General features: G+C 39.5%; 15 protein-coding genes. 8 read left to right on the top strand and 7 right to left on the bottom strand.

Features of this window, described 5'->3' with window-relative positions:
* Nucleotides 1-7: 7 nt before the first annotated feature.
* Entirely contained in the window at nucleotides 8-3,373 is a 3,366-nt protein-coding gene (locus HEQ28_RS10730) for a two-component regulator propeller domain-containing protein (protein ID WP_434502276.1), read from the bottom strand.
* Nucleotides 3,374-3,580: 207 nt separating this feature from the next.
* Here HEQ28_RS10730 and HEQ28_RS10725 point away from each other — a divergent pair, with 207 nt between their 5' ends.
* From HEQ28_RS10725 to HEQ28_RS10705, 5 genes are read left to right on the top strand one after another with little or no spacing between them, the layout of a single operon-like run.
* A complete protein-coding gene (locus HEQ28_RS10725; RefSeq protein ID WP_434502274.1) occupies nucleotides 3,581-6,547 on the top strand; it encodes a SusC/RagA family TonB-linked outer membrane protein in 2,967 nt (988 codons plus the stop codon).
* Between the two features lie 12 nt (nucleotides 6,548-6,559).
* The gene (locus HEQ28_RS10720; protein WP_434502272.1) at nucleotides 6,560-8,143 is read left to right on the top strand and encodes a RagB/SusD family nutrient uptake outer membrane protein; all 1,584 of its coding nucleotides are present in this window, start codon (nucleotides 6,560-6,562) and stop codon (nucleotides 8,141-8,143) included.
* A gap of 12 nt (nucleotides 8,144-8,155) precedes the next feature.
* Nucleotides 8,156-9,502, top strand: a complete 1,347-nt coding sequence (locus HEQ28_RS10715; RefSeq protein WP_434502270.1) for a DUF5111 domain-containing protein — start codon at nucleotides 8,156-8,158, stop codon at nucleotides 9,500-9,502.
* 24 nt (nucleotides 9,503-9,526) lie between these two features.
* Nucleotides 9,527-10,555, top strand: a complete 1,029-nt coding sequence (locus tag HEQ28_RS10710; RefSeq protein WP_434502268.1) for a glycoside hydrolase family 53 protein — start codon at nucleotides 9,527-9,529, stop codon at nucleotides 10,553-10,555.
* Complete coding sequence (locus HEQ28_RS10705) at nucleotides 10,552-13,002, top strand: glycoside hydrolase family 2 TIM barrel-domain containing protein (RefSeq protein WP_434502266.1); 2,451 nt, start codon at nucleotides 10,552-10,554, stop codon at nucleotides 13,000-13,002. Before HEQ28_RS10710 ends, HEQ28_RS10705 begins: the two co-directional genes overlap by 4 nt.
* Here the strand turns inward: HEQ28_RS10705 and HEQ28_RS10700 are convergent.
* Genes HEQ28_RS10700 through HEQ28_RS10685 form a run of 4 tightly spaced genes read right to left on the bottom strand, consistent with a single transcriptional unit; the run spans nucleotide 12,986 to nucleotide 14,839 of the window.
* Nucleotides 12,986-13,432, bottom strand: coding sequence for a DUF4252 domain-containing protein (locus HEQ28_RS10700; RefSeq protein WP_434502265.1), 447 nt, complete (start codon nucleotides 13,430-13,432; stop codon nucleotides 12,986-12,988). The two genes, HEQ28_RS10705 and HEQ28_RS10700, sit on opposite strands and share 17 nt — an antisense overlap.
* A 27-nt stretch (nucleotides 13,433-13,459) precedes the next feature.
* Entirely contained in the window at nucleotides 13,460-13,858 is a 399-nt protein-coding gene (locus HEQ28_RS10695; protein WP_434502263.1) for a hypothetical protein, read from the bottom strand.
* Nucleotides 13,846-14,337 carry an RNA polymerase sigma factor gene (locus tag HEQ28_RS10690; RefSeq protein WP_434502261.1) on the bottom strand — a complete coding sequence of 164 codons (492 nt, stop codon included), beginning with the start codon at nucleotides 14,335-14,337 and terminating at the stop codon, nucleotides 13,846-13,848. Before HEQ28_RS10690 ends, HEQ28_RS10695 begins: the two co-directional genes overlap by 13 nt.
* Before the next feature lie 19 nt (nucleotides 14,338-14,356).
* The gene (locus HEQ28_RS10685) at nucleotides 14,357-14,839 is read right to left on the bottom strand and encodes a DUF4252 domain-containing protein (protein WP_434502259.1); all 483 of its coding nucleotides are present in this window, start codon (nucleotides 14,837-14,839) and stop codon (nucleotides 14,357-14,359) included.
* Nucleotides 14,840-16,117: 1,278 nt separating this feature from the next.
* Here HEQ28_RS10685 and ruvB point away from each other — a divergent pair.
* From ruvB to ybeY, 3 genes are all read left to right on the top strand, one after another.
* On the top strand, nucleotides 16,118-17,152 hold the full coding sequence (ruvB, locus tag HEQ28_RS10680) for a Holliday junction branch migration DNA helicase RuvB (RefSeq protein ID WP_207155432.1): 1,035 nt from the start codon (nucleotides 16,118-16,120) through the stop codon (nucleotides 17,150-17,152).
* Between the two features lie 76 nt (nucleotides 17,153-17,228).
* The gene (gene coaD, locus HEQ28_RS10675; RefSeq protein ID WP_434502257.1) at nucleotides 17,229-17,675 is read left to right on the top strand and encodes a pantetheine-phosphate adenylyltransferase; all 447 of its coding nucleotides are present in this window, start codon (nucleotides 17,229-17,231) and stop codon (nucleotides 17,673-17,675) included.
* A gap of 12 nt (nucleotides 17,676-17,687) precedes the next feature.
* Nucleotides 17,688-18,113, top strand: a complete 426-nt coding sequence (gene ybeY / locus HEQ28_RS10670; protein WP_207155430.1) for an rRNA maturation RNase YbeY — start codon at nucleotides 17,688-17,690, stop codon at nucleotides 18,111-18,113.
* 86 nt (nucleotides 18,114-18,199) lie between these two features.
* Here ybeY and HEQ28_RS10665 read toward each other — a convergent pair whose 3' ends face one another.
* Nucleotides 18,200-19,813 (bottom strand): S41 family peptidase, encoded by a 1,614-nt coding sequence (locus tag HEQ28_RS10665; RefSeq protein WP_434502255.1) that lies wholly within the window; start codon nucleotides 19,811-19,813, stop codon nucleotides 18,200-18,202.
* A gap of 35 nt (nucleotides 19,814-19,848) precedes the next feature.
* Nucleotides 19,849-21,828: a DNA topoisomerase IV subunit B gene (locus HEQ28_RS10660; protein ID WP_434502253.1), complete on the bottom strand. Its 1,980-nt coding sequence runs from the start codon at nucleotides 21,826-21,828 to the stop codon at nucleotides 19,849-19,851.
* Nucleotides 21,829-21,865 lie beyond the last annotated feature (37 nt).

Here is a 21,865-nt window from a genome sequence, read left to right as displayed (position 1 = left end):
CTTATCATTACTTTATTCCCTTTCCAAATTCAGTAGGTGTCATTCCAAATGCTTTTTGGAAACACTTTGAGAAATATCCCGTATTGGAGAAACCAACCATGAACATCACCTCTGACACAGAATATTTACCTTCACGAAGCAACAGTGCGGCTTTCTTCATCCTTATGTCACGAATGTATTCAACTGGTGTCATGCCGGTTATTTGTTTGATGCGACGATAAAGCAATTTGTTTCCAACTCCTAATTCATTTTGCAGACTAGTAACATTGAACTCGGAATCGCTGATGTGCGCCTCAATAACAGTTACAACCTTAGCAAACAATTTATCAGCTGTTTCCTGTTCACCACTGTTTATAGAATGGGAAGCCTTTCGATCAAGTGGAAACTGCGTCTTGAAGACTAAAGTTCCTACAGAATTACGGTTAAGAGAAACAGAGCCTTTACCAGACTCGATGTATTTTTTCACCATGAAGAGTCCCGAAGACACATTGTCGGCATCGTTACTCCCAGGATTGTATTTCTCGAATATAAACTGTCGTTCTGCATCTTTAATATTCATAGTGCGATTAGCAACCGAAATAGAAAGCAACTGTTTTTCTACGTCGCTACGCAATGTAATTACACTCTCGGAATCATTATCAGAATGTCGCTGAACAAACTCAAGAAGCGCATTGAACACGATATCCCAACGTACAACATCTACATCAATATAAAGCATTGTCACATCACTGTCTACACGCATACCGCCATGACATCTTCTACGGATATCAGCTGCCACATATTTAAGATAGCTCACGGCATCAATCGTGACTATCTGCGGTTTTATGGTTTCACTATCATCACTATCTACATCAAGAGACTTGTAGATGAGTCTGTTGAGAATAGACGCACCGTTACGTATATCCTCTAGTTCGGAATTCTTTGTATTATCAGAAGCAAGCAGATTATATACTGGTGAAAGAATCCTTGCCAAAGGAATTTTAAGTTCACTGCTCAGGTGAGCAAAGAAACGAGTACGAGCCTGAGCTTGCTCCATGATGCGTTGACGTGCAATGCGTTCAAGTTTCAGATTCTTCTTAACAGCATAGAAGTTCATTATCCAGCGCAAAAGTGCGATAATAAGAATCACATAAAATATCTTAGCCCAAATGGAAAGATACCAAGGTGGAGATATGATAACATCAAGACTATACACAAAGGCATCATCTGAAGCATTGTCGATATTCTTTACAAGCAATCTGTAGTTGCCATATTCCAGTGCATTATATTGTATTTCACCATTTCTGCTGTCAAGGTTTCTCCAGTCGTTATCGCTACCTTCAAGCTTGTAGACATAAATAGCTTGTGGACTATTGTTGTAAGGCATATCTGAAAGGTGAAATGAGATATTATTCTCATTGTATTTCAAGTTTACTTCGTCAGCAAAGCGTATATCACATTTGTCGTTTGCATATTCATGTCCGTTAACAAGCAAAGAAGTAAGCATTAGTTTATGAGTCTTCACCTTTCCTGAGAACACAGAAGGTGCAACACTAACGAAGCCGTCATTACCACCAATGTAGACCATCTTGTCTCGTGGTGAGTAACTAGCAGTGAGAGCCGTGATTCCTGGTATGCGGAAATGTCGGTCGCTTCCATTCATATTGATGATGCGGCAAGTCTGCTCTCCAAGAGCCCAAATCTGTCCTCCCGCGTCAACCATAGATACTACACGGTCGGAAGTGAAACCATCTGTAAATTTATCGTCCGTCGTCTTTCCTGTATATGGATTTATCATTGTTACGCCACCATCATATCCAGCCCAGATACGTCCACGACTATCTGCCATCATGTAGCTGATACTGCGTTGCGGCATAACTGTTCTTACTTTGAAATTAACTGGATTTATGCATGCCATACCACTGCCATAAACAAGAGCCCAGATATTTCCCTTTGCATCAATATTAAGTTGACCAATATGTATATTTAATAGTTTACCCTTTCCGTCAGAAATATGATGATCCGCAATGACTGTACCATGAGAATAAAGGAGTCTGCGCTTATCAATCACAAACACACCTCCCATATATGCAGCAATCCATAAGCGCTTGTGACTATCAAGCACCATATCATACGCCCATGCTGTGGAATAACGTCCGGTCTTGTCTAATATAATGAAGTTGTGAAACTGTCCACTCTTTCGGTCATACCAATTAATTCCATGATCTGTTGCCACCCATATATCACCATCAGCATCCTCATAGATACGACGCACACGATTATGAGATAGCGGTGAAATCGGCGAATTCTGCCTGAACCATGAAACATGATCATATATACCATTATAGTTGTCGTATCTCAACAATCCATCTGTGCCACCCATCCACATGGTGCCCCTACTGTCACGATAAATATAGTGCAGACAGTTACCATCTCCACTTTGCGTAATATCAGCAAGAGGAGTATAACTATAGAAAGACAAGCCAGAAAACATAGACATTCCATTATCTGTGCCTATCCATATATTATTAAACCGGTCACGATAAAGTGACCACACGATGTTATTGGCAAGTGATTCCTGTGAGCGCGCATCATGTATTACACGCGTTACATTTCCATTTGAAGAGATGACATATAAACCATTGTCTGTTCCGGCAAGCAAATTATCCTTCGCATCAATGACAAGAGTCTTAACAGAATTTCCCATCAAAGGGAGAACTGGAATAAAAGAACGCCCATTCCAACTATATAGCGCACCTTCTGTTCCCACCCATATATTATTATGCTTATCTGCGATTATCGCATTTACAAGTGGTTGTCTTCCCGCACCTATCATTATTCTGCGTGCGTGATTGCCATTGATGACGTATAGTCCATTGATTGTACCAACAAGTTGTCCCCAATGAGTATTGAGCAGCGAGTAGACAGTCTGACTTATACCATATTCCGCAGCATATCTTACGCTATTTCCTTTCTTTATAAACAGTCCACGTGATGTTCCCAGCAACATTCTGTCGTGCATCATCAGCATTGCACGTATATCATGCGGTCCATTCTTAGCTTTTTCTACATATTTCCCGGTATGAATATCATAAATCATGAGACCATTTTCGGTTCCCAAATATATCATTCCGTCACGCATACACAAAGAATGTACACGTGAATTTGCGATATCTCTTCTCTCAAAATGTGGGTAGAAATTATAACCATCATAACTATAAAGTCCATTTTCAGTTCCAAGCCACATCATTCCACTCTCATCCTGTGTGAAACTGCAAACAGTAGAAGTACCGTCAATATGCATATTATCAAATCTATATGGCACGGCATTTCCCTTAATGCCGCACATTAGCAGCACAATGCTTATTAACAATGTCTGATATATGATTTTCATAATGTTATGGTTGTAGTTGACTGTGTATAATATGGCAAAGATACATATTTTAGACCAATAGATGTCCTTTTTGTTATCCGATTAAGAATATTTGTCTAATATGTAGTTTTATTTGTCTATTTTGTGTTCTTTGCCCTATTTTATTGGAACTAACTTTGCCGCCATAGAATTTAAACAAAATCATTTAAGCCTATTAATTAAAAAACAATGAGTAACCTTCTAAATCTATCCCGGATAAGGAATATCTTCTTTATTTTGGGGGTGTTGCTTTGCATGTCTTTATCAGCAGCAGCACAAAACAGAACTATTACAGGTATCGTTACCGATGCTAGCGATGGCGAACCGCTTATCGGTGCGACCATTATGCTTCCAGGCAACACAAGTGGCGGAGCTGTAACAGATCTTGACGGAAACTTCAAGATTATCGTACCACAAAGTACAAAGACTCTTACTGTAAGTTATGTGGGATACGTTTCACAGCAAGTATCTATCAGCGGTAACAATATTGTCATTAAGATGCAGAATGACCAGAAATCTCTTAACGAGGTTATTGTAATCGGTTATGGTACGGCACGCAGAAGCGATCTTACTGGTAGTGTATCAACAGTTCAGTCCAAAGACTTTAATAAAGGTATGGTAAGCAGTCCGGAACAGCTTATCAACGGTAAGGTTTCGGGTGTACAGATAATGTCAAACAGCGGTTCTGCGACAGCAGGAAGCACTATCCGTATTCGTGGTGGTGCATCATTGAATGCAAGTAACGACCCACTTATCGTTCTTGATGGTGTACCATTGGAGCAAGGTGGTATATCTGGAAATTCAAGTAATTTCCTCAGTATGATAAATCCTAACGACATTGAGAGCATAACTGTATTAAAGGATGCTTCTTCTACTGCCATATATGGTTCACGCGCATCAAACGGTGTTATCATCATCACAACAAAGAAAGGTGCTGAAGGTAAGCTAAAGATAGCTTTTAATACAACAAACAGTTTGCAGACTCGCACAAAACTTATCGACATGATGAGTCGTAACGATTTTGTAAACACGATAAAGTCACAGGGAACAACAGCCCAGCAGGCTCTGCTTGGTGATGCTAATACCGACTGGAACGATCAAGTGTATCACACTGCTTTCGGAACAGACAACAACTTGAGTTTAAGTGGAAAAATTGGTTTTCTGCCATTCCGCGTTTCTACTGGATATATGAACCAGAACGGATTAGTTAAGAATGACAATGTTGGTCGTTGGACAGGAAATGTAGTGCTGAGCCCTAGTTTCTTTCAAGATCACTTGAAAGTAACTGTCAACGCAAAAGGCACATACAACAACAACCAATTCTATAATAGTAACGCTATCTGGGCAGCGGCAACATTTAATCCTACTCAACCTATTTACATGAGTAACCAGACTTATGGCGGATATTATGAATCTCTTGACGCTTCAGGACTCCCTGTAAACGGTGGCGTAAGAAATCCATTAGGCCTTGTAGACCAAAACACATCAAAAAGCACGGTCAAGCGCTTCATTGGAAGTGTTGACCTCGATTATAAGCTCCATTTCTTCCCCGACATGAAATTGCACGCGACAATGGGTACTGATATCTCTGAAGGTAAGGGAACAGTATATGTACCATTAGAGGCCGCTTCAAATTATTCAACTTACGGACTTGACTATGCATACGGTCCGCAGAAAAACACAAACCGTCTTCTTACACTCTATGCAAACTATAGCAAGAACTTTGAAGATATAAAGAGCAATGTAGAAGCCACGGTAGGTTATGACTACCAATACTGGAAGAGCACAACCCCAGCTTATGCTACATTGGATGCAAAGGGTGACATTCTATCACAGGTAAAGGCAAGTGACTATCGTCATGCATTGCTTTCTTACTATGGTCGTCTGAATTATTCTTATGACGGAAAATATCTTATTACTGCAACAATGCGCCGTGACGGCACATCACGTTTCTCCCCAGACACACGTTGGGGAACATTCCCTTCTATTGCTTTGGGATGGACACTTACTCAGGAAAATTGGTTAAAGGATAACAAAGTGCTCAACAATCTAAAACTGCGCGCAAGCTATGGTGTTACTGGTCAGCAGGATGGTATAGGTAACTACAACTATCTGCCTATATACACACAGAGCGTTGACGGCGCACAGGCACTAATGAACGGACAATATATATATACATATCGTCCGGAGGCATACGTTTCAAATCTTAAATGGGAAACAACATCATCATGGGATTTCGGACTTGATTTCGGATTCCTTGACAATCGCCTTTCTGGAAGTTTCGACTTCTATACAAGAAAGACAAAAGACCTTTTGGCAACAGTTCCGTCAGCGGCTGGAACAAACTTCGCAAAGAATATTCTTACGAATGTGGGTAACGTAGACAGCCACGGTATTGAATTCTCTCTTAACGCCAATCCTATTAAGACAAAGGACTGGGATTGGAACTTGAGCTACAATCTTACTTGGCAGAAGATGAAAGTTAAGAACCTCTCTTTAGTAAAGGGAAGTACTGCAACCAACATTCTTGTAGGTCCAAGCATTGACTCTTACCAGTTCCAGGTATTGTCAGAGGGCTATGAACCTTATATGTTCTATGTTTATCATCAACTTTATGACGAGAAGACTGGCAAACCTATTGAGGGTGCCTACGCTGACTTAAATCACGACGGACAGATAAACTCGTCTGATTTGTATCGTTACAAGTCTCCAGCACCTGATTATATTATGGGATTAAGTTCATCTTTACGTTATAAGAAGTTTACTTTCAGCGCAAGTTTCCGTGCAAACATAGGCAACTATGTATATAACGGAATGGCAATGAGCACGGGTGCATGGGAAACCGTAAGCTACAACTCATTCCAATTGAATAATCTGAATAATAGTTATGTAAAGACTGGTTTCAAATCTCGCCAGTACCTTTCAGACTATTATGTAGAGAACGCATCATTCCTGAAATTGGATAATTTAAGCCTCAGCTATAATTTCGGAAATGTAGGAAGGTATATATCTGGACTTACATTATCAGCTTTGGTTCAGAATGTATTCACTATCACGAAATATACAGGCGTAGACCCAGAGGTACCAAACGGAATGGATAATTCTTTCTATCCTCGTCCACGCACTTATTCACTTAGCATTGGTCTTCAATTCTAAAAATCGAAATTCATGAAATCTAAAAAAATAGCAATCAATATGCTGGCTCTTGCTGCGTTGACAATGCCTATGGCATCTTGTACATCCGATCTTGACCAGTACCCACATACAGAGACTACATCTCAACAGGTGTATACCTCTGCAGAAAATTACGAATCTGTTCTTGGAAAGATTTATACGTCAATGGTGACCACCGGACAAGGTAAGGGTGGTCAAAATTCAGACCTAAGTTCTAACATGGGATATGATTACATGAGATGCTACTTCAATTTGCAGGAATGTGGCACTGATGAAGTTGCTTCTACATGGTTGTCGGGTGACAAAACTTCGGGTATTACTTATCTGCAGTGGGATGCCAACGATCCTTGGGTTTCCGATATGTATTATCGTATATACTATAACATTACACTGTGCAATGAATTCCTGCGCAACTGCACTGATACTAAAATCAGTACATTCAGCGATAGCGATCAGCAATTGCTTCGACACTATCGTGCAGAAGCTCGCTTCATGCGTGCGTTGTTCTATTATCACGCACTTGATTTGTTCCGCTATATACCTTTCGTTGACGAAAACGATCCTGTAGGAAGTTTCACACCTCCACGCTATACTCCTGCGCAGACAACCGCTTTCATTGAAAGTGAACTTAAATCTGCAGTAACTGATATGTATCCTGCTTCAGAATGTCCTTATGGTCGCGCTTCACAGGGTGCAGCTTATACACTGCTTGCAAAACTGTATCTAAACAGTGAAGTTTATACAGGTCAGGCTAAATACACAGAGTGCATTGATGCATGTAATAACGCTATCGCACAAGGATACACTTTGGAAAGTGATTACTCAAAACTATTTAATGCCGACAACGACAAACGTACCAACGAAATAATATTCGCATTGCCTGTTGATGCACAGAAAACTGTATCTTGGGGTTCGACTACATATATTATCTGCGGTGAAATGGGAAATACATCAAGCGATCTTAACGTTGCTGATTATGGAGTAAAGTCTGCATGGGGAATGTTCCGTTCAAGAGGCGAACTGCCTGCTAAATTTGAAGCTGGAGACAATCGTGCTAAATTCTTCACGAAAAACCAAACTCAGTATCTAGATGATATTACGAACCAGTCGCAAGGCTACTTCATGACAAAATGGACTAACCTTACCGATGCAGGGCAAACTGCTTCTAATACTGCCGATGGTGGCGTAAATACAGATTATCCTATGTTCCGTCTCGCAGATGTATATCTAATGTATGCAGAGGCTGTATTAAGAGGTGGCAATGGCGGAAGCTTAGAAAAGGCTTTAGAGTATGTAAATGATTTGCGCGAACGTGCTTATGGGAATAAAGATGGGGATTTGAAACAAAGTCAGTTATCTAAAGATCTTATTATCGATGAGCGTGCACGTGAACTATATCTTGAGAGTGAACGTCGTACAGACCTTATACGCTTCGGCGAGTTTACCACTTCAAAATATCTTTGGCAGTGGAAAGGTGGTACTAAAGACGGTATGGCTGTAGACAACAAGTATAACATCTACCCTATACCAAATACCGAGCTCACCGCTAATCCAAATCTATACAACGAGAACTATTAATACAGCAATTAAATGAAAAAGATATTATACAACATAATGTTGCTACTTACAACTGTTACAATGCTTAGCAGTTGTAATAAGGACGGTGACCTTATATACCTTAACGGATTCGGAGGTTCTGAACTTACAGCTACAACAAATGACGTAGTACTGTCAATAGCCAATAGCAAGAAACTTGTATTGTCTATGGAATGGAATAACCCTACTCTGCTTTCTTCTGATTCGTCAAAAACTACTCCAGACGGAGTACTAAAGACTTATCTGCAAATATCAGCTAATGAGGATTTCAGCGGAAAGGTTAACGAGAGTACTGTAATTTCTCCTTCAAAAGCTTATAAGGGTGATGACCTCAATTCTATTGCTAAAGACTTAGGACTGAGTGCTGATGTTTCGGCTCCTTTGTATTTTCGCATAAAAAGCGTAGAAGGTAACAATATGGCACCAGCATACAGTAATGTAGAAAAAGTGAATGTCACTCCATTTACTATCCACATGAACTTTGTCAGTGTGCTTAATAAAGAAAAAACAGATACTGTGGCTCGCCTTTACAGTGACTCAGAAAACGGAGTATATACTGGCTACATGAAAGCTGCTGGTTGGTATAACTGCTGGTTTGTAGAGAACGACGGAACTACATGGGGCAACTATAACGTTAGTGGCCATGAGTTTGAACTATCTAAGGCTAGCGACGCATGGAACTGCTGGTTTGCTGATGGTAGCGGACATTGGTTTGTTACTGTTGATACAAAGAATGACGTCTGGAGTGCCGCAAATATCACCAAAGTTACAATAAATGGTAGTGATTTTACGTATGATAGTAAGAAGGGAGTTTGGACTGCTCAGGTTACGACAACAGCTGACAACACACAGATCGGTGGAACAGCAACAGCAAATGAATATAATTCAACTACACGTGTTTCTTCATCTGTAGCAAAGACATTCAATCTTCCAGACACAACAATAGCAAAGGCTGGTGTTTACACTGTTAATATGTATATCAATAGTCATGCACAATACAGTTATGAGATTGTTAGCGGAACTGTTACACCTGATACTCCAACAGTTAAGTTCCCAGCAGAACTCGCAATGTACTCACAAGACGGTTCTACAAAGTTGGCAACACTAGCTAAGACAGGAACTGGCACATACGCTGGCACATACGCTGCAAAACAATGGGAGAACTTCCAAATAGTTGATGAAGAGAATAAGGTGTGGTATGGTTCTGATCCTACAAACCAATATACTCTTGACAGCGCAGACGGAAAGTATGGTCTATGGTTTAATGCAGACTTCACGAACGGAACAACTCTCAATGTGACAGTGGATTTAAACACTATGAAATGGAGTTATACTAAATAGTTCAATTCTTAAAACTAAAAATTTATGAAATTAAAGTATATATTTCTAGCTTTTGTCAGTATCATTGCATTATCTTCATGCAGTGATACCGATACAACAGTTGCCGAGACTGTACCAACTTATGACATGAGCGGTTTCGCAAAAGGTGCCGATGTAAGTTGGGTTACAGAAATGGAAGCTGCTGGAACAAAATTCTATGATGCAAACGGAAGAGAAACTGAATGTCTGAAGCTTCTGAAATCAATGGGTGTAAACTCTATAAGACTGCGTGTATGGGTTGACCCTACTGATGGTTGGAATGGCAAACAGGATGTTCTGGCTAAGGCTCTTCGTGCAAAGGCTCTGGGATTCAGAGTTATGATTGATTTCCATTATAGTGACTCATGGGCTGACCCTGCTCATCAGACTAAACCTGCAGCATGGACAAATGACAACCTAGACCAACTAAAGGTTGACGTTGCAAAACATACAACAGATGTATTGCAAACTTTGAAAGACAAAGGCGTTGATGTAGAATGGGTTCAGGTTGGTAATGAAACTCCAACAGGAATGCTATGGAAGGAAGGAACATATTCTGATACAGATAAGAGCAGCTTCGCACAACTTATTAATGCTGGTTATGATGCCGTAAAGAGTGTATACCCTAACGCACAGGTTATCATACACGTAGACAAAGGTAATTTGCTAGGACGTTTCACATGGCTCTTTGATGGACTGAAAGCTAATGGTGCAAAATGGGATGTTATCGGTATGTCTCTTTACCCAGAAGACAGCGATTGGGAAACAGAAACTAACGACTGCTTAAGCAACATCAAGACACTAAAAGATAGATATGGATGCAAAGTAGTTCTTTCTGAAGTAGGTATGCCTTGGGATTCAGAAAATGCAGAAGCTTTCATGACTAAACTTGTAACAGGCAGCAAAGCTATTGACGGATGCCTTGGCGTGTTTTATTGGGAACCAGAATGCTACAACAGTTGGGAAGGATACAGCAAGGGAGTATTTGACAACTCAGGAAAGGCTACATCAACACTAAATATTTTCAAACAATGAAGATAAGACTTATTGCGACATCATTATTAATCTCTGCTACCTGCTTTGCGCAGGTACGCAGAGAAGTTAACATTAACAAATGGCAGTTCAGCCGAGACAACACAGAATGGCAACAGGTAACTGTTCCCCATGATTGGGCTATCAGTGGACCTTTTGACAAAAAATGGGACTTGCAGACTGTTGCCATAACACAGAATGGCGAAAAGGAAAAGACTGAGAAAAGTGGACGTTCTGGTGCATTGCCTTGGATTGGTGAAGGATTTTACAAAACAACTTTCACTGTTCCGTCTGAATATAGTCGCGCAATGCTAAAATTTGATGGTGCAATGAGTGAACCTACTGTTTATATTAATGGCCACAAAGCCGGATATTGGGCGTATGGATACAATGCATTTCGTGTTGACGCAACTCCCTATATCAATAAAGACGGAAAAGAAAATACGATTGAAGTGCGCCTGAATAATGTTGAGGAGAGCAGTCGTTGGTATCCAGGTGGCGGAATATATCGTCCTGTGACATTGATAATGACTAGCGATACAAACATTGACCGTTGGGGCACATACATAAGAACAAACAAAATCAGTAATGGGAGTGCCAACATTGCCATAGACACTCATGTACATGGATATGAGTATGTAAAAGGACTTCGCGCAGAAGTATCTATCATTGACATTACTGGAAATATTACTGCTCAAAGCGATGCAAAGATAGACAACATAGGGAACATCCATTCTGAGATGAATATAGCAAATGCTAAGTTGTGGAGTCCTGAAAGTCCATATCTTTATAGCGTAGTTACGAAACTATATAGTGGAGACAAACTTATTGACGAAACTACTGATAAGACAGGTATTCGCACAATAAGCTTATCAGCTGAAAAAGGTTTCATGCTAAACGGTATCAGCCGTAAAATTCAAGGCGTGTGTCTGCATCATGATTTAGGTCCTCTTGGAGCCGCAGTCAATAAGGCTGCAATAATTCGCCAGATTCGTATTTTGAAGGATATGGGATGTGATGCTATTCGCACTTCACACAATATGCCTTCTACGATGCAGATGGAAGTTTGCGACTCTATGGGTATGATGGTTATGGCAGAGAGCTTTGACATGTGGAAATATCCTAAATGCAAAAATGGATATGCTAAATTCTTTGATAACTGGGCTGATCGCGATATAACAAATCTTGTACTTAATCATCGTAATCATCCAAGCATAGTCATGTGGAGTATCGGAAACGAGATTCCTGAGCAATGGAGTATCGAGGGACGTGAGATTTCTCGCCACTTGCAGGACTTATGCCATAGCCTTGATCCTTCACGCCCTGTGACACAAGGTATGGACGGAGCTGAGAGCGCTATAGCTAGTGGATTTGCAAAAGTCATGGATATTCCTGGATTCAACTATAGAGTACAAAAATATGACACGAGCATTAAGCAGATTCCACAAGGGTTTCTTTTGGGTTCTGAAACTGCCTCTACCGTGAGCAGTCGTGGAATATATAAGTTCCCGGTGAAGATTACTGATAACGGTGTTTATCCTGATGGACAATGCTCTAGTTATGATACTGAATATTGCGGTTGGAGTAATCTTCCAGAAGCTGATTTCCTAATGCAGGATGACAGAAGTTACAGCATTGGACAGTTTGTCTGGACAGGTTTTGATTATCTGGGCGAACCAACACCTTATGATACGTATTGGCCTAGTCGTAGTAGCTATTTTGGTATATGCGACTTAGCTGGTCTTCCAAAAGACCGTTTCTATCTTTATCGCAGCGTTTGGAACAAGGCAAAACACACTCTTCACGTATTGCCTCACTGGACATGGCATGGTCGTGAGGGACAAGTCACCCCCGTGTTTGTATATACCGACTATCCTAGTGCCGAACTGTTTGTAAACGGAAAGAGTCAGGGAAGACTGTTTAAGCAGTCTTATACTGTTGCTGCATCAAATCCAAAGACAGAAAAGCCTCAGCTAGAAAACATAGATTTACTACGTCGCTACCGCCTTATGTGGGACAAAGTGAAATATGAACCAGGTGAGATAAAGGTAGTGGCATATAATGCCAATGGCGAGAAAGCTGAGGAAAAAATTATATGTACCGCTGGAAAGCCTGCAAAACTAGAGGCAAAAGCTGATCGTAATGAGATAAAAGCAGACGGAAACGACTTAGCATTTTTTACCATTAGCCTAACAGACAATAAAGGTAATCTGATTCCTGACGGTTCTGATGAACTTTCATTTGAAGTTAAGGGAGCGGGATCTTTCAAGGCTGTATGTAACGGAGATGCAACAAGTCTTGAACCATTCACTCAACCTCAAATGAAACTGTTCAGCGGAAAGTTGGTTGTCGTTGTAGAGAGTAACGGTAAGAAGGGCGACATACTACTTACCGTAAAAGATAATAAATTGGGAAAAACTGTAAAGACAAAAATTATTGCAAACCCTTAATATCGTTGAGATTTACATATCCCCATATATTAATAATCTGGAGTTCGCTCTTCTCATATTGGAGAAGGGCGAATTCGTTTAATCCCTTTCCGTATTCTTTCATATATATTGTTGTATGCTCACCATCTTCGTTGGTATCCATTGCAACTACATATTTATATTTGTTATAATATTGCTGGGCCTCTTTATATAATACCGTAGCTATTGACGGACGTTCACAGTCCAAAATCTTTATGCTTTTCAGTTTACCAGCAATCTTACTTATGTCCTTATCACCCACTTTGCCATTTCCCATAAATTGCAGCATGGCGCTTCCAATCGTGACAGTAGTCACTCCCTTAGTGTTTGCATACTTGTTAAACAGGGCATTCTGCGCCACGGCAATTGTCATGCAGCATAGTAAAGCTAATGATATGATAAATCTTTTCATTTGATGTCTGTTATTTTACAAATTCTTTTATTTATTCATAAGTTCTTCTCCATGCTTCATAGCCTGTGAGAACGTCTTTAGAGCTTTCGCCGTTTCAGCATAAGCATCATCGGGATTTGTGCAGTTTTCTTCCTGCTTTGCATATTCCTCTTCATCAGTACGCTGGTTCAGAAAAAATCCAAGAGAGAACAGTAACAGCAGTGAAGCAGCAATACATCCAATCCAACGCAAACTTGTGATGTTGGCTTTACGTACCGACTTCTTTTCAACCGTGTTCCACATGTCAATCTGTTTGGATAGTCTTGCTTCCAAATCATCAGGCACTTCTGGGTCTTCACCCATTATCATCCTTCTTATTTCCTTTTCTTCAGAATCAGAAGTCTGCGCCTCGCAATATTTATCCATCATATCTTTTATCTTATCCATAGTCTGATCTGCTTTCTAGCCCTACTTAGGTGTACCCTGATGTTAATCATTGATAATCCCGTCTGTTGAGCTATTTCTTCATAAGAAAAATCATCAATATCCTTTAGAGTTATTATATCGCGTTGCTGTTTCGGCAGTTTGGCAATAAGCCTTGTCACGATAATTCCCGTCTCCTTTTGTTGCATAATCTCTGATGCGTCGCTCTCATTTGCTTTCAGCGTCATCCCTTCAGGTGGAGAATCAGCCATCGCAAGATGTTTCTTGCGACTTTGGTCAATAAACATGTTATGGAGAGTACGCACACTGAAAGCCTCGCAATTCTTCAACTCATTCAAATTATCACGCTGAGTCCATAATTTCAGCATTGTTTCCTGCACAAGATCTTCCGCTTCCTGACGGTTATGCGTAAGTCTCCATGCAACAAGATACATCTTGTTACTGCAAGGCAGAAAAAGTCGTTTGAATTCTGAGGCTTCCATTTATAGAGAATTATATCATCTATTTTTTATCGCTAAATGTCTTTGGATCTATCTTGCCAAAAATCTGTAATAATACGCTTTCATCGTCTTTTGAAGATACACGTATAACGATTTCCTTAAAGTAATCACCATCTTTTTGGGCATATATCTGAACATTTTCACCGTCTTCATTAGTTACAACTACTGGTTGATATCCATATTTGTCCCAATTAATAGTCTTTTTGGCAAATTTCTTCTTGACGCTCGCATTGCAATCTTCAAGCACAAGTATTTTAACTGAGTCTATATCTTTACCAACTTCACCGAGGTCACCAAGCTTTATATTCTCAGGAAGACTTAGCTGCTCTTTACCTTCTCCCATAAGTTTTATCATTGACTTATTCAGGTTAAGGCATGTAGCGCCCTTAGCGCTTTTGAATTCACGCATCACGTCATTAACGCTTTGTGCAGTGCAAACAGTTGTGGCTAAAGCCAATGCTATTGAAAGAAAAATCTTTTTCATAATGAATTTTGTTTTAAAAGTTTATAACCATTTTGTAGCGCTTACAATAACATAGACGTAACATTCTGATTTATGTTACAATTAATTTATATATTTTTTAAAATGTCAAAGCATCTTTAAATTACGAAGATAAACATTCTCTGTTATATTGTAAGCGCATAAAGACGTATTTTATTCTTTTTTGGCAATAAATTGGTTCTTAGTCAATTCAAGGATAATATCCTACATAAATGGGCTAAAGGCAGAACGCTCTACCAGAAAAAGTTTTTTTAATGCCACTAATGTCATAATGTCACAAACCTTGTGTTTATCGGGCTTCGGCCAGTGACATTAAGTGACATTATCGGGGCAAAAGTGACATTAAACTTCAAATCATACCTATTTTTGGCGATTTTTTGCAAAATATGCAGTACATATATAGGCATTTTTTTGTTTATGATGGTCTGGACTTGTCATTATGTGCACTATGCTTCGCTGTATGTTTAGTCTTTATATCATAATCTAACTACAAAATAGTGGTAATTATCATCAACACTATCTTATAGTTTTATTACTAATCATTTGTTTACCTACGTCATGTAATACCCTTTTTCACGTTAGGCAATTCAATTACCTAACGTGGGTAATTGAGTTGCCCACGTTGTGTAACCCGATTACCTACGTTGGGTAATCGGATTACACACGTGCTGAGGTAATCGGATTACCCAGAAGCTGTGAAAATTTAGGTAATTGTTTATGCACTCTGTTTCTATATTTATTTGCATCCTTCAAATTCATTCTTTGATGCTTACATATATGTATGGAGTAAATTTTGAATTATTCATACTATTCAGGAAGCCTGCGTATATGTTCGCTAAAACTTCATCAGCACAAACATGTATTATGTAAATAGCATAATTGCGAAAAAAACGCTAAAAATAGGTGTACTTTAGGGTTTAATGTCACTTTTACCCCGATAATGTCACTTAATGTCACTGGCTGAAGCCTCATAAACACAGGGTTTGTGACATTATGACATTAGTGGCATTAAAAAAACTTTTTCTGGTAGAGTGCAATAATTTTACTAGCTAAATAAAACAGGAACCGATAAATTATTAGAATAATGAGATGAATATATGGAAAACAAATAATTGCCTCTTTATTTAATGGTACTAGTTCGACTTGCAGTATCTTTAAATAAGATACGCTACGCCTCAACAATAAAAATAAAAAATTGCATTTTTTATTTTGTATTGTGTTCGGCTTGCAGTATCTTTGCAGAAACAAAAAAAGATACGAATGTCTGAAGATTTTGATATAAGAGAAGACAGTTTGTCTACGGCTGAAAAAGAATTTGAAAACGCTTTACGACCTCTTAAATTCGCTGATTTCAACGGTCAGAAAAATGTGGTGGAAAACCTCGGAATATTCGTTGAAGCTGCTAAATATCGTGGCGAACCTCTTGATCACACATTACTTTACGGACCTCCGGGACTTGGAAAGACAACTCTTAGCAATATTATTGCTAATGAACTTGGTGTGGGATTCAAAATAACCAGCGGTCCAATATTAGATAAACCTGGTGATTTGGCAGGAATACTTACATCACTGGAAGCTAACGACGTGCTTTTCATTGATGAAATTCATCGTCTATCGCCTGTAGTCGAGGAATATCTATATTCTGCAATGGAAGATTACAGAATAGATATTATGATAGACAAGGGACCTTCGGCACGCTCAATTCAGATAGATTTAAATCCTTTCACTCTTGTAGGAGCTACAACGAGAAGCGGTATGCTTACAGCTCCTCTGCGTGCAAGATTCGGAATCAACATGCATCTGGAATATTATGATCCAAAAACACTACAACGCATCATTAAGAGAAGTGCAATGCTACTGAGAGTTCCAATAGAGGATGATGCAGCAGTGGAAATAAGCTTGCGTAGCCGAGGTACTCCACGTATTGCAAACTCTCTGCTTAGACGTATGCGCGACTTTGCACAGGTAAAAGGCAACGGAACTATAACGGGCGAGATTGCACAAATGGCTTTACAATCACTGAACATAGATAAATACGGACTTGACGAGATTGACAACAAAATATTATTGACTATAATAGACAAGTTTCGTGGTGGTCCTGTTGGAATAAGTACTATCGCAACAGCTATAGGCGAAGATACAGGTACCGTGGAAGACGTTTACGAACCGTTCCTTATCATGGAGGGATTTATTAAGCGCACACCGCGTGGACGCATGGCAACCAAACTAGCATACGAGCATTTAGGAAGAAATCCTTATGCCGGAGATTCAATGCAAGCAGACCTGTTTGAATAGAAAGAACTGCTATTTAATACGAATTATTTGCATATAACTTAATAAAAGACTAATTTTGCAGCAAATAAATTGATATATGAGAATAGGATTATTCACAGGCACGTTCGACCCGTTTACAATAGGTCATAAATCAATCGCCGACAGAGCATTACCGCTTTTCGACAAATTGATTATTGCCGTAGCATTGAGCAACAGCAAGCATACTACCGAAGAGATGGAGGAACGTGTGGACAATATAAAAAGCATATTCCAAGGATTTGACAACATTGAGGTAAAAGCATACAGCGACCTGACGATAGATATGGCTAAACGAGAAGGTGCCAAATTTATTGTACGTGGTGTAAGATCGGTCAATGACTTTGAATATGAACGTGAGCAAGCAGATATAAACCACCGCTTAAGCGGAATAGAGACTGTATTGCTCTTCTCTGAACCTAATCTTTCAAGTATTAGCAGTTCTATGGTAAGGGAACTTAAATCATTTGGCAAGGATGTGACTGAATTCTTACCGAAAAAAGATTAATGCATTAATTATATGATAACATACAATGTAGACGGCGTGAAAATGCCGAAGATAAAGAAACGTCTAACCAACAAATGGATTAAAGCTGTAGCTGATACGTATGGCAAAAAGACTGGCGACATTGGATATATGTTTGTTGATGACGAAAAGATTCTTGAAGTAAACAACGAATACCTTGGTCATGATTACTATACTGATATCATCACTTTTGATTATGACGAAGAAGACGTGATAAGCGGCGACTTAGTAATAAGCCTTGACACAGTACGCACTAACGCAGATAAGTTTGGCAAAGAATACACTGAAGAACTTAACCGCGTGATTATCCACGGTATATTGCACCTTTGCGGAATAAATGACAAAGGACCTGGAGAAAGAGAAATCATGGAGGCTGACGAGAATAAGGCTCTCGCTATCTTAGCTTCGCTACAAGACTAAGCAAACACTTATATACAAATAATAAAGCCACAGCGCAACCATTAAATGGTTTGAGCTGTGGCTTTATCATTGTTATATGTTTCTTCTTATTGTGATACCATCAACTTGACAGCTTTCATAACAATAGGATTACTTTCATTGATAATCTGGAAATACTCACTCATATCCCACAAATCACGTGCAACAAGAGCTTTCAATTGAAGTTTCAATTGTGGCAAAGTGGCATTCAATTCCTTATCATCACGAGGCTTTATCTTCTGTTTTGCAGCTTCATCGATGATATCTTTCACAAATGATTCAGGTATCTCATAACGAGCCATGAAATCACCAAATGTTGGATATTTACTCTTAAGTTGGCGACGGTTATTATCTACATATTTAAGATTAGCATTAATAACGATACTGCGCGCTGCCAGCTCTCTGAAGAAACGTGTATACTGTGTCGTGTCAAGCGGAACAAAATAATCAGGCATAATGCCACCACCACCATATACAGTACGGTGCTCACGCAAAGTCTGGTATTTAAGCGAATCCGCAAAATGTATGCTGTCGGCACTATAAAGTTCACCATGCTCAAATCTGTTTTCGATATCCATCGCATAATCAAGTTGCTGTCCCTTTTTATAAGGTTTCTGAATGCAACGTCCAGAAGGAGTATAATAATGTGCTATAGTAAGACGAATCATGCTACCATCACTAAAATCAATTGGACGCTGTACAAGTCCTTTTCCGAAAGAACGTCTACCTACAACAACTCCACGATCCTGATCCTGAATAGCACCAGTTACAATCTCGGCAGCCGACGCTGTATATTCGTTGATAAGCACTATTACTTTACCGTCAAGAAGTTTTCCGTCGCCCTGAGCACGATATTCCTGCTGTTGAGTACTTCTACCCTTCGTATAAACAATAAGGTCATTACGACGCAAAAATTCATTTGCAATCTGAACAGCAGACATAAGATAGCCACCTCCATTCTCTTCCAAATCTAGGACAAGGTCTTTCATGCCTTGCTTTTGAAGAGACTTAACAGCTTCCATAAACTCATCGTACGTGGTAACTCCAAAACTACCTATACGGATATATCCTGTCATCGGTCTGATTATATATGCCGCATCTATCGTCTTTACAGGTATCTTGTCACGAGTAACTACAAACTTCAATATACCTGGTATTCCACGTCGCACAATACCGAGCTTTACTTTGGAGCCCTTAGGACCACGAAGTTTCTTCATAATCAGTTCCTTTGACATCTTCACTCCTGCAATTGCAGTATCATTCACAGAAACAATTCTGTCACCAGCAATTATACCAACCTTTTCAGAAGGTCCATTTACAACAGGCTGAATAACAAGCAATGTATCATGCACCATATTAAACTGAACACCGATACCCTCAAAAGAACCTTGAAGCGGTTCGTTCATCTCTTTAGTCTCAGATGCGGTTGTATAAGCAGAATGAGGATCAAGCTTCTCTATCATTCCACGAATACCGTCCTCAACAAGTTTCTTCTCGTCCACTGTATCAACATAAAGGTTACTGATAGCCATTTCAGCTATCTGCAACTTACGCAGCGGACTATCTTTTCCGAAGTCTATGCTCTGAGCGGAAATATTAAGAGTAAGAAGGCTAAAAAGCAAGAATAATACTGTTCTTGGTTTTACCACATACATACTATATTTTAAAAACATTTTCTTCATATTATTCTTTTTATTAACCTTATCTATTTGTGATTTTAGATTTCCTCCAATAGTTCTTCGTCAGCAATATCCTCCTCAACAACAAGATTGTCGATTATGAAATTCTGGCGTTCCATAGAGTTCTTGCCCATATAATATTCAAGTAGTTTACCAACTTGATCGGTCTTGTGGATAGTAACCTGTTCAAGACGCATATCAGGACCAATGAAATGTACGAACTCATCAGGGCTGATCTCACCAAGACCCTTGAATCGAGTAATCTCAGGGTCAGGACCAAGTTCCTTTATCGCACTTTGTCGTTCCTCGTCAGTGTAGCAATATCTAGTAATAAAATCGCTCTTCTTTTCTTTCTTTCCGGCTTTAGCATCTTCCTCAACGATAACCTTTTTATTCTTTATCTTTGTACGCTTGTTACGTACACGGAACAAAGGAGTCTGCAATACAAACACGTGCCCTTTCTTTATAAGTTCAGGGAAGAACTGAAGGAAGAATGTTATTATAAGCAATCGAATGTGCATACCATCCACATCGGCATCGGTAGCAACAATAACTTTATTATATCTTAATGAGTCAAGTCCGTCTTCGATATCAAGCGCAGCCTGAAGAAGATTAAATTCCTCATTCTCGTAAACAACCTTTTTAGTAAGTCCGAAAGAGTTGAGCGGTTTACCTCGCAAAGAGAATACCGCTTGCGTATTTACGCTACGGCTCTTAGTAATACTTCCACTGGCAGAATCACCCTCGGTAATAAATATAGATGACTCTTCTTTACGGTCGTCCTTAGCATCACAGAAGTGAATGCGACAATCACGCAATTTACGGTTGTGCAGATTAGCCTTCTTTGCTCTTTCACGTGCCAGCTTCGTAACGCCAGCCATAGCTTTACGCTCATGCTCGCTTTCCTTGATTTTATTCTCCATAACTTCGGCAACATCCGGATGAATATGTAGGAAGTTGTCTACGTTCTGCTTTATAAAGTCACCAACGAATTTATTAATGCTTTCTCCATCAGGAGACATCTGTGTAGAGCCTAACTTAATTTTAGTCTGACTCTCGAAAACTGGTTCATTTACATTTAATGCTATCGCAGCAACAATACCGTTACGAATATCGGTATATTCATAGTTCTTATTGAAAAATTCCTTTATGGTCTTCGCAATATGCTCCTTAAAGGCACTCTGATGAGTTCCTCCCTGTGTGGTATGTTGACCATTTACAAAACTATGATACTCCTCACCATACTGATTAGCATGCGTAAATGCAATCTCTATATCCTCGCCAACGATATGAATTATTGGATAAAGTCCATCGTTAGTCATATTGTCATTCAGTAGATCTTCAAGTCCGTTACGGCTCTTTATTCGACGCCCGTTATACATGATCGTAAGTCCACTATTAAGGTAGGTATAGTTTCGCAGCATGATCTCTACGATATCGTCATGGAAATTATATCCTTTGAAAAGAGTGCCATCTGGTTCAAAATAAATATAAGTACCATTCTCATCATCAGATTTAGAAGTCTTATCTGACTTCTTGACACCTTTTTCAAACGAGAGTTCACGTACCTTTCCATCACGATATGATTTCACAACAAAATGTGAGCTCAATGCATTAACAGCCTTCACACCGACACCATTAAGTCCAACACTTTTCTTAAATGCCTTGGAATCGTATTTACCACCGGTGTTTAGCACGCTTACCGCCTCAGCTAGTTTACCTTGTGGAATTCCACGCCCATAATCACGCACACAGACTCTGAGGTTTTCGTCAATATCAACCTCTATTCGGTCTCCAGCTTTCATTTTGAACTCATCAATTGAATTATCAATGACCTCCTTCAACAATACATATATACCATCTTCGGGCAGATTACCGTCTCCTAGACGTCCGATATACATACCCGGACGAGTGCGCACGTGTTCCATATCCGAAAGATGTCGGATGTTATCATCAGTATATTCAACCAATGACTCCTGATTGTTGATTTCTTCGTTTATGTTCTCGTTTTCTGGCATATTTATATTTTTGACTTATTTTATCCTTTCTACATCG

It is taken from the genome of Prevotella sp. (genome assembly GCF_051059605.1).
Taxonomy (GTDB): Bacteria; Bacteroidota; Bacteroidia; order Bacteroidales; family Bacteroidaceae; genus Prevotella.
The sequence above is the reverse complement of the archived record's forward strand: the minus strand, read 5'-3'. Positions and strand labels throughout refer to the sequence as shown.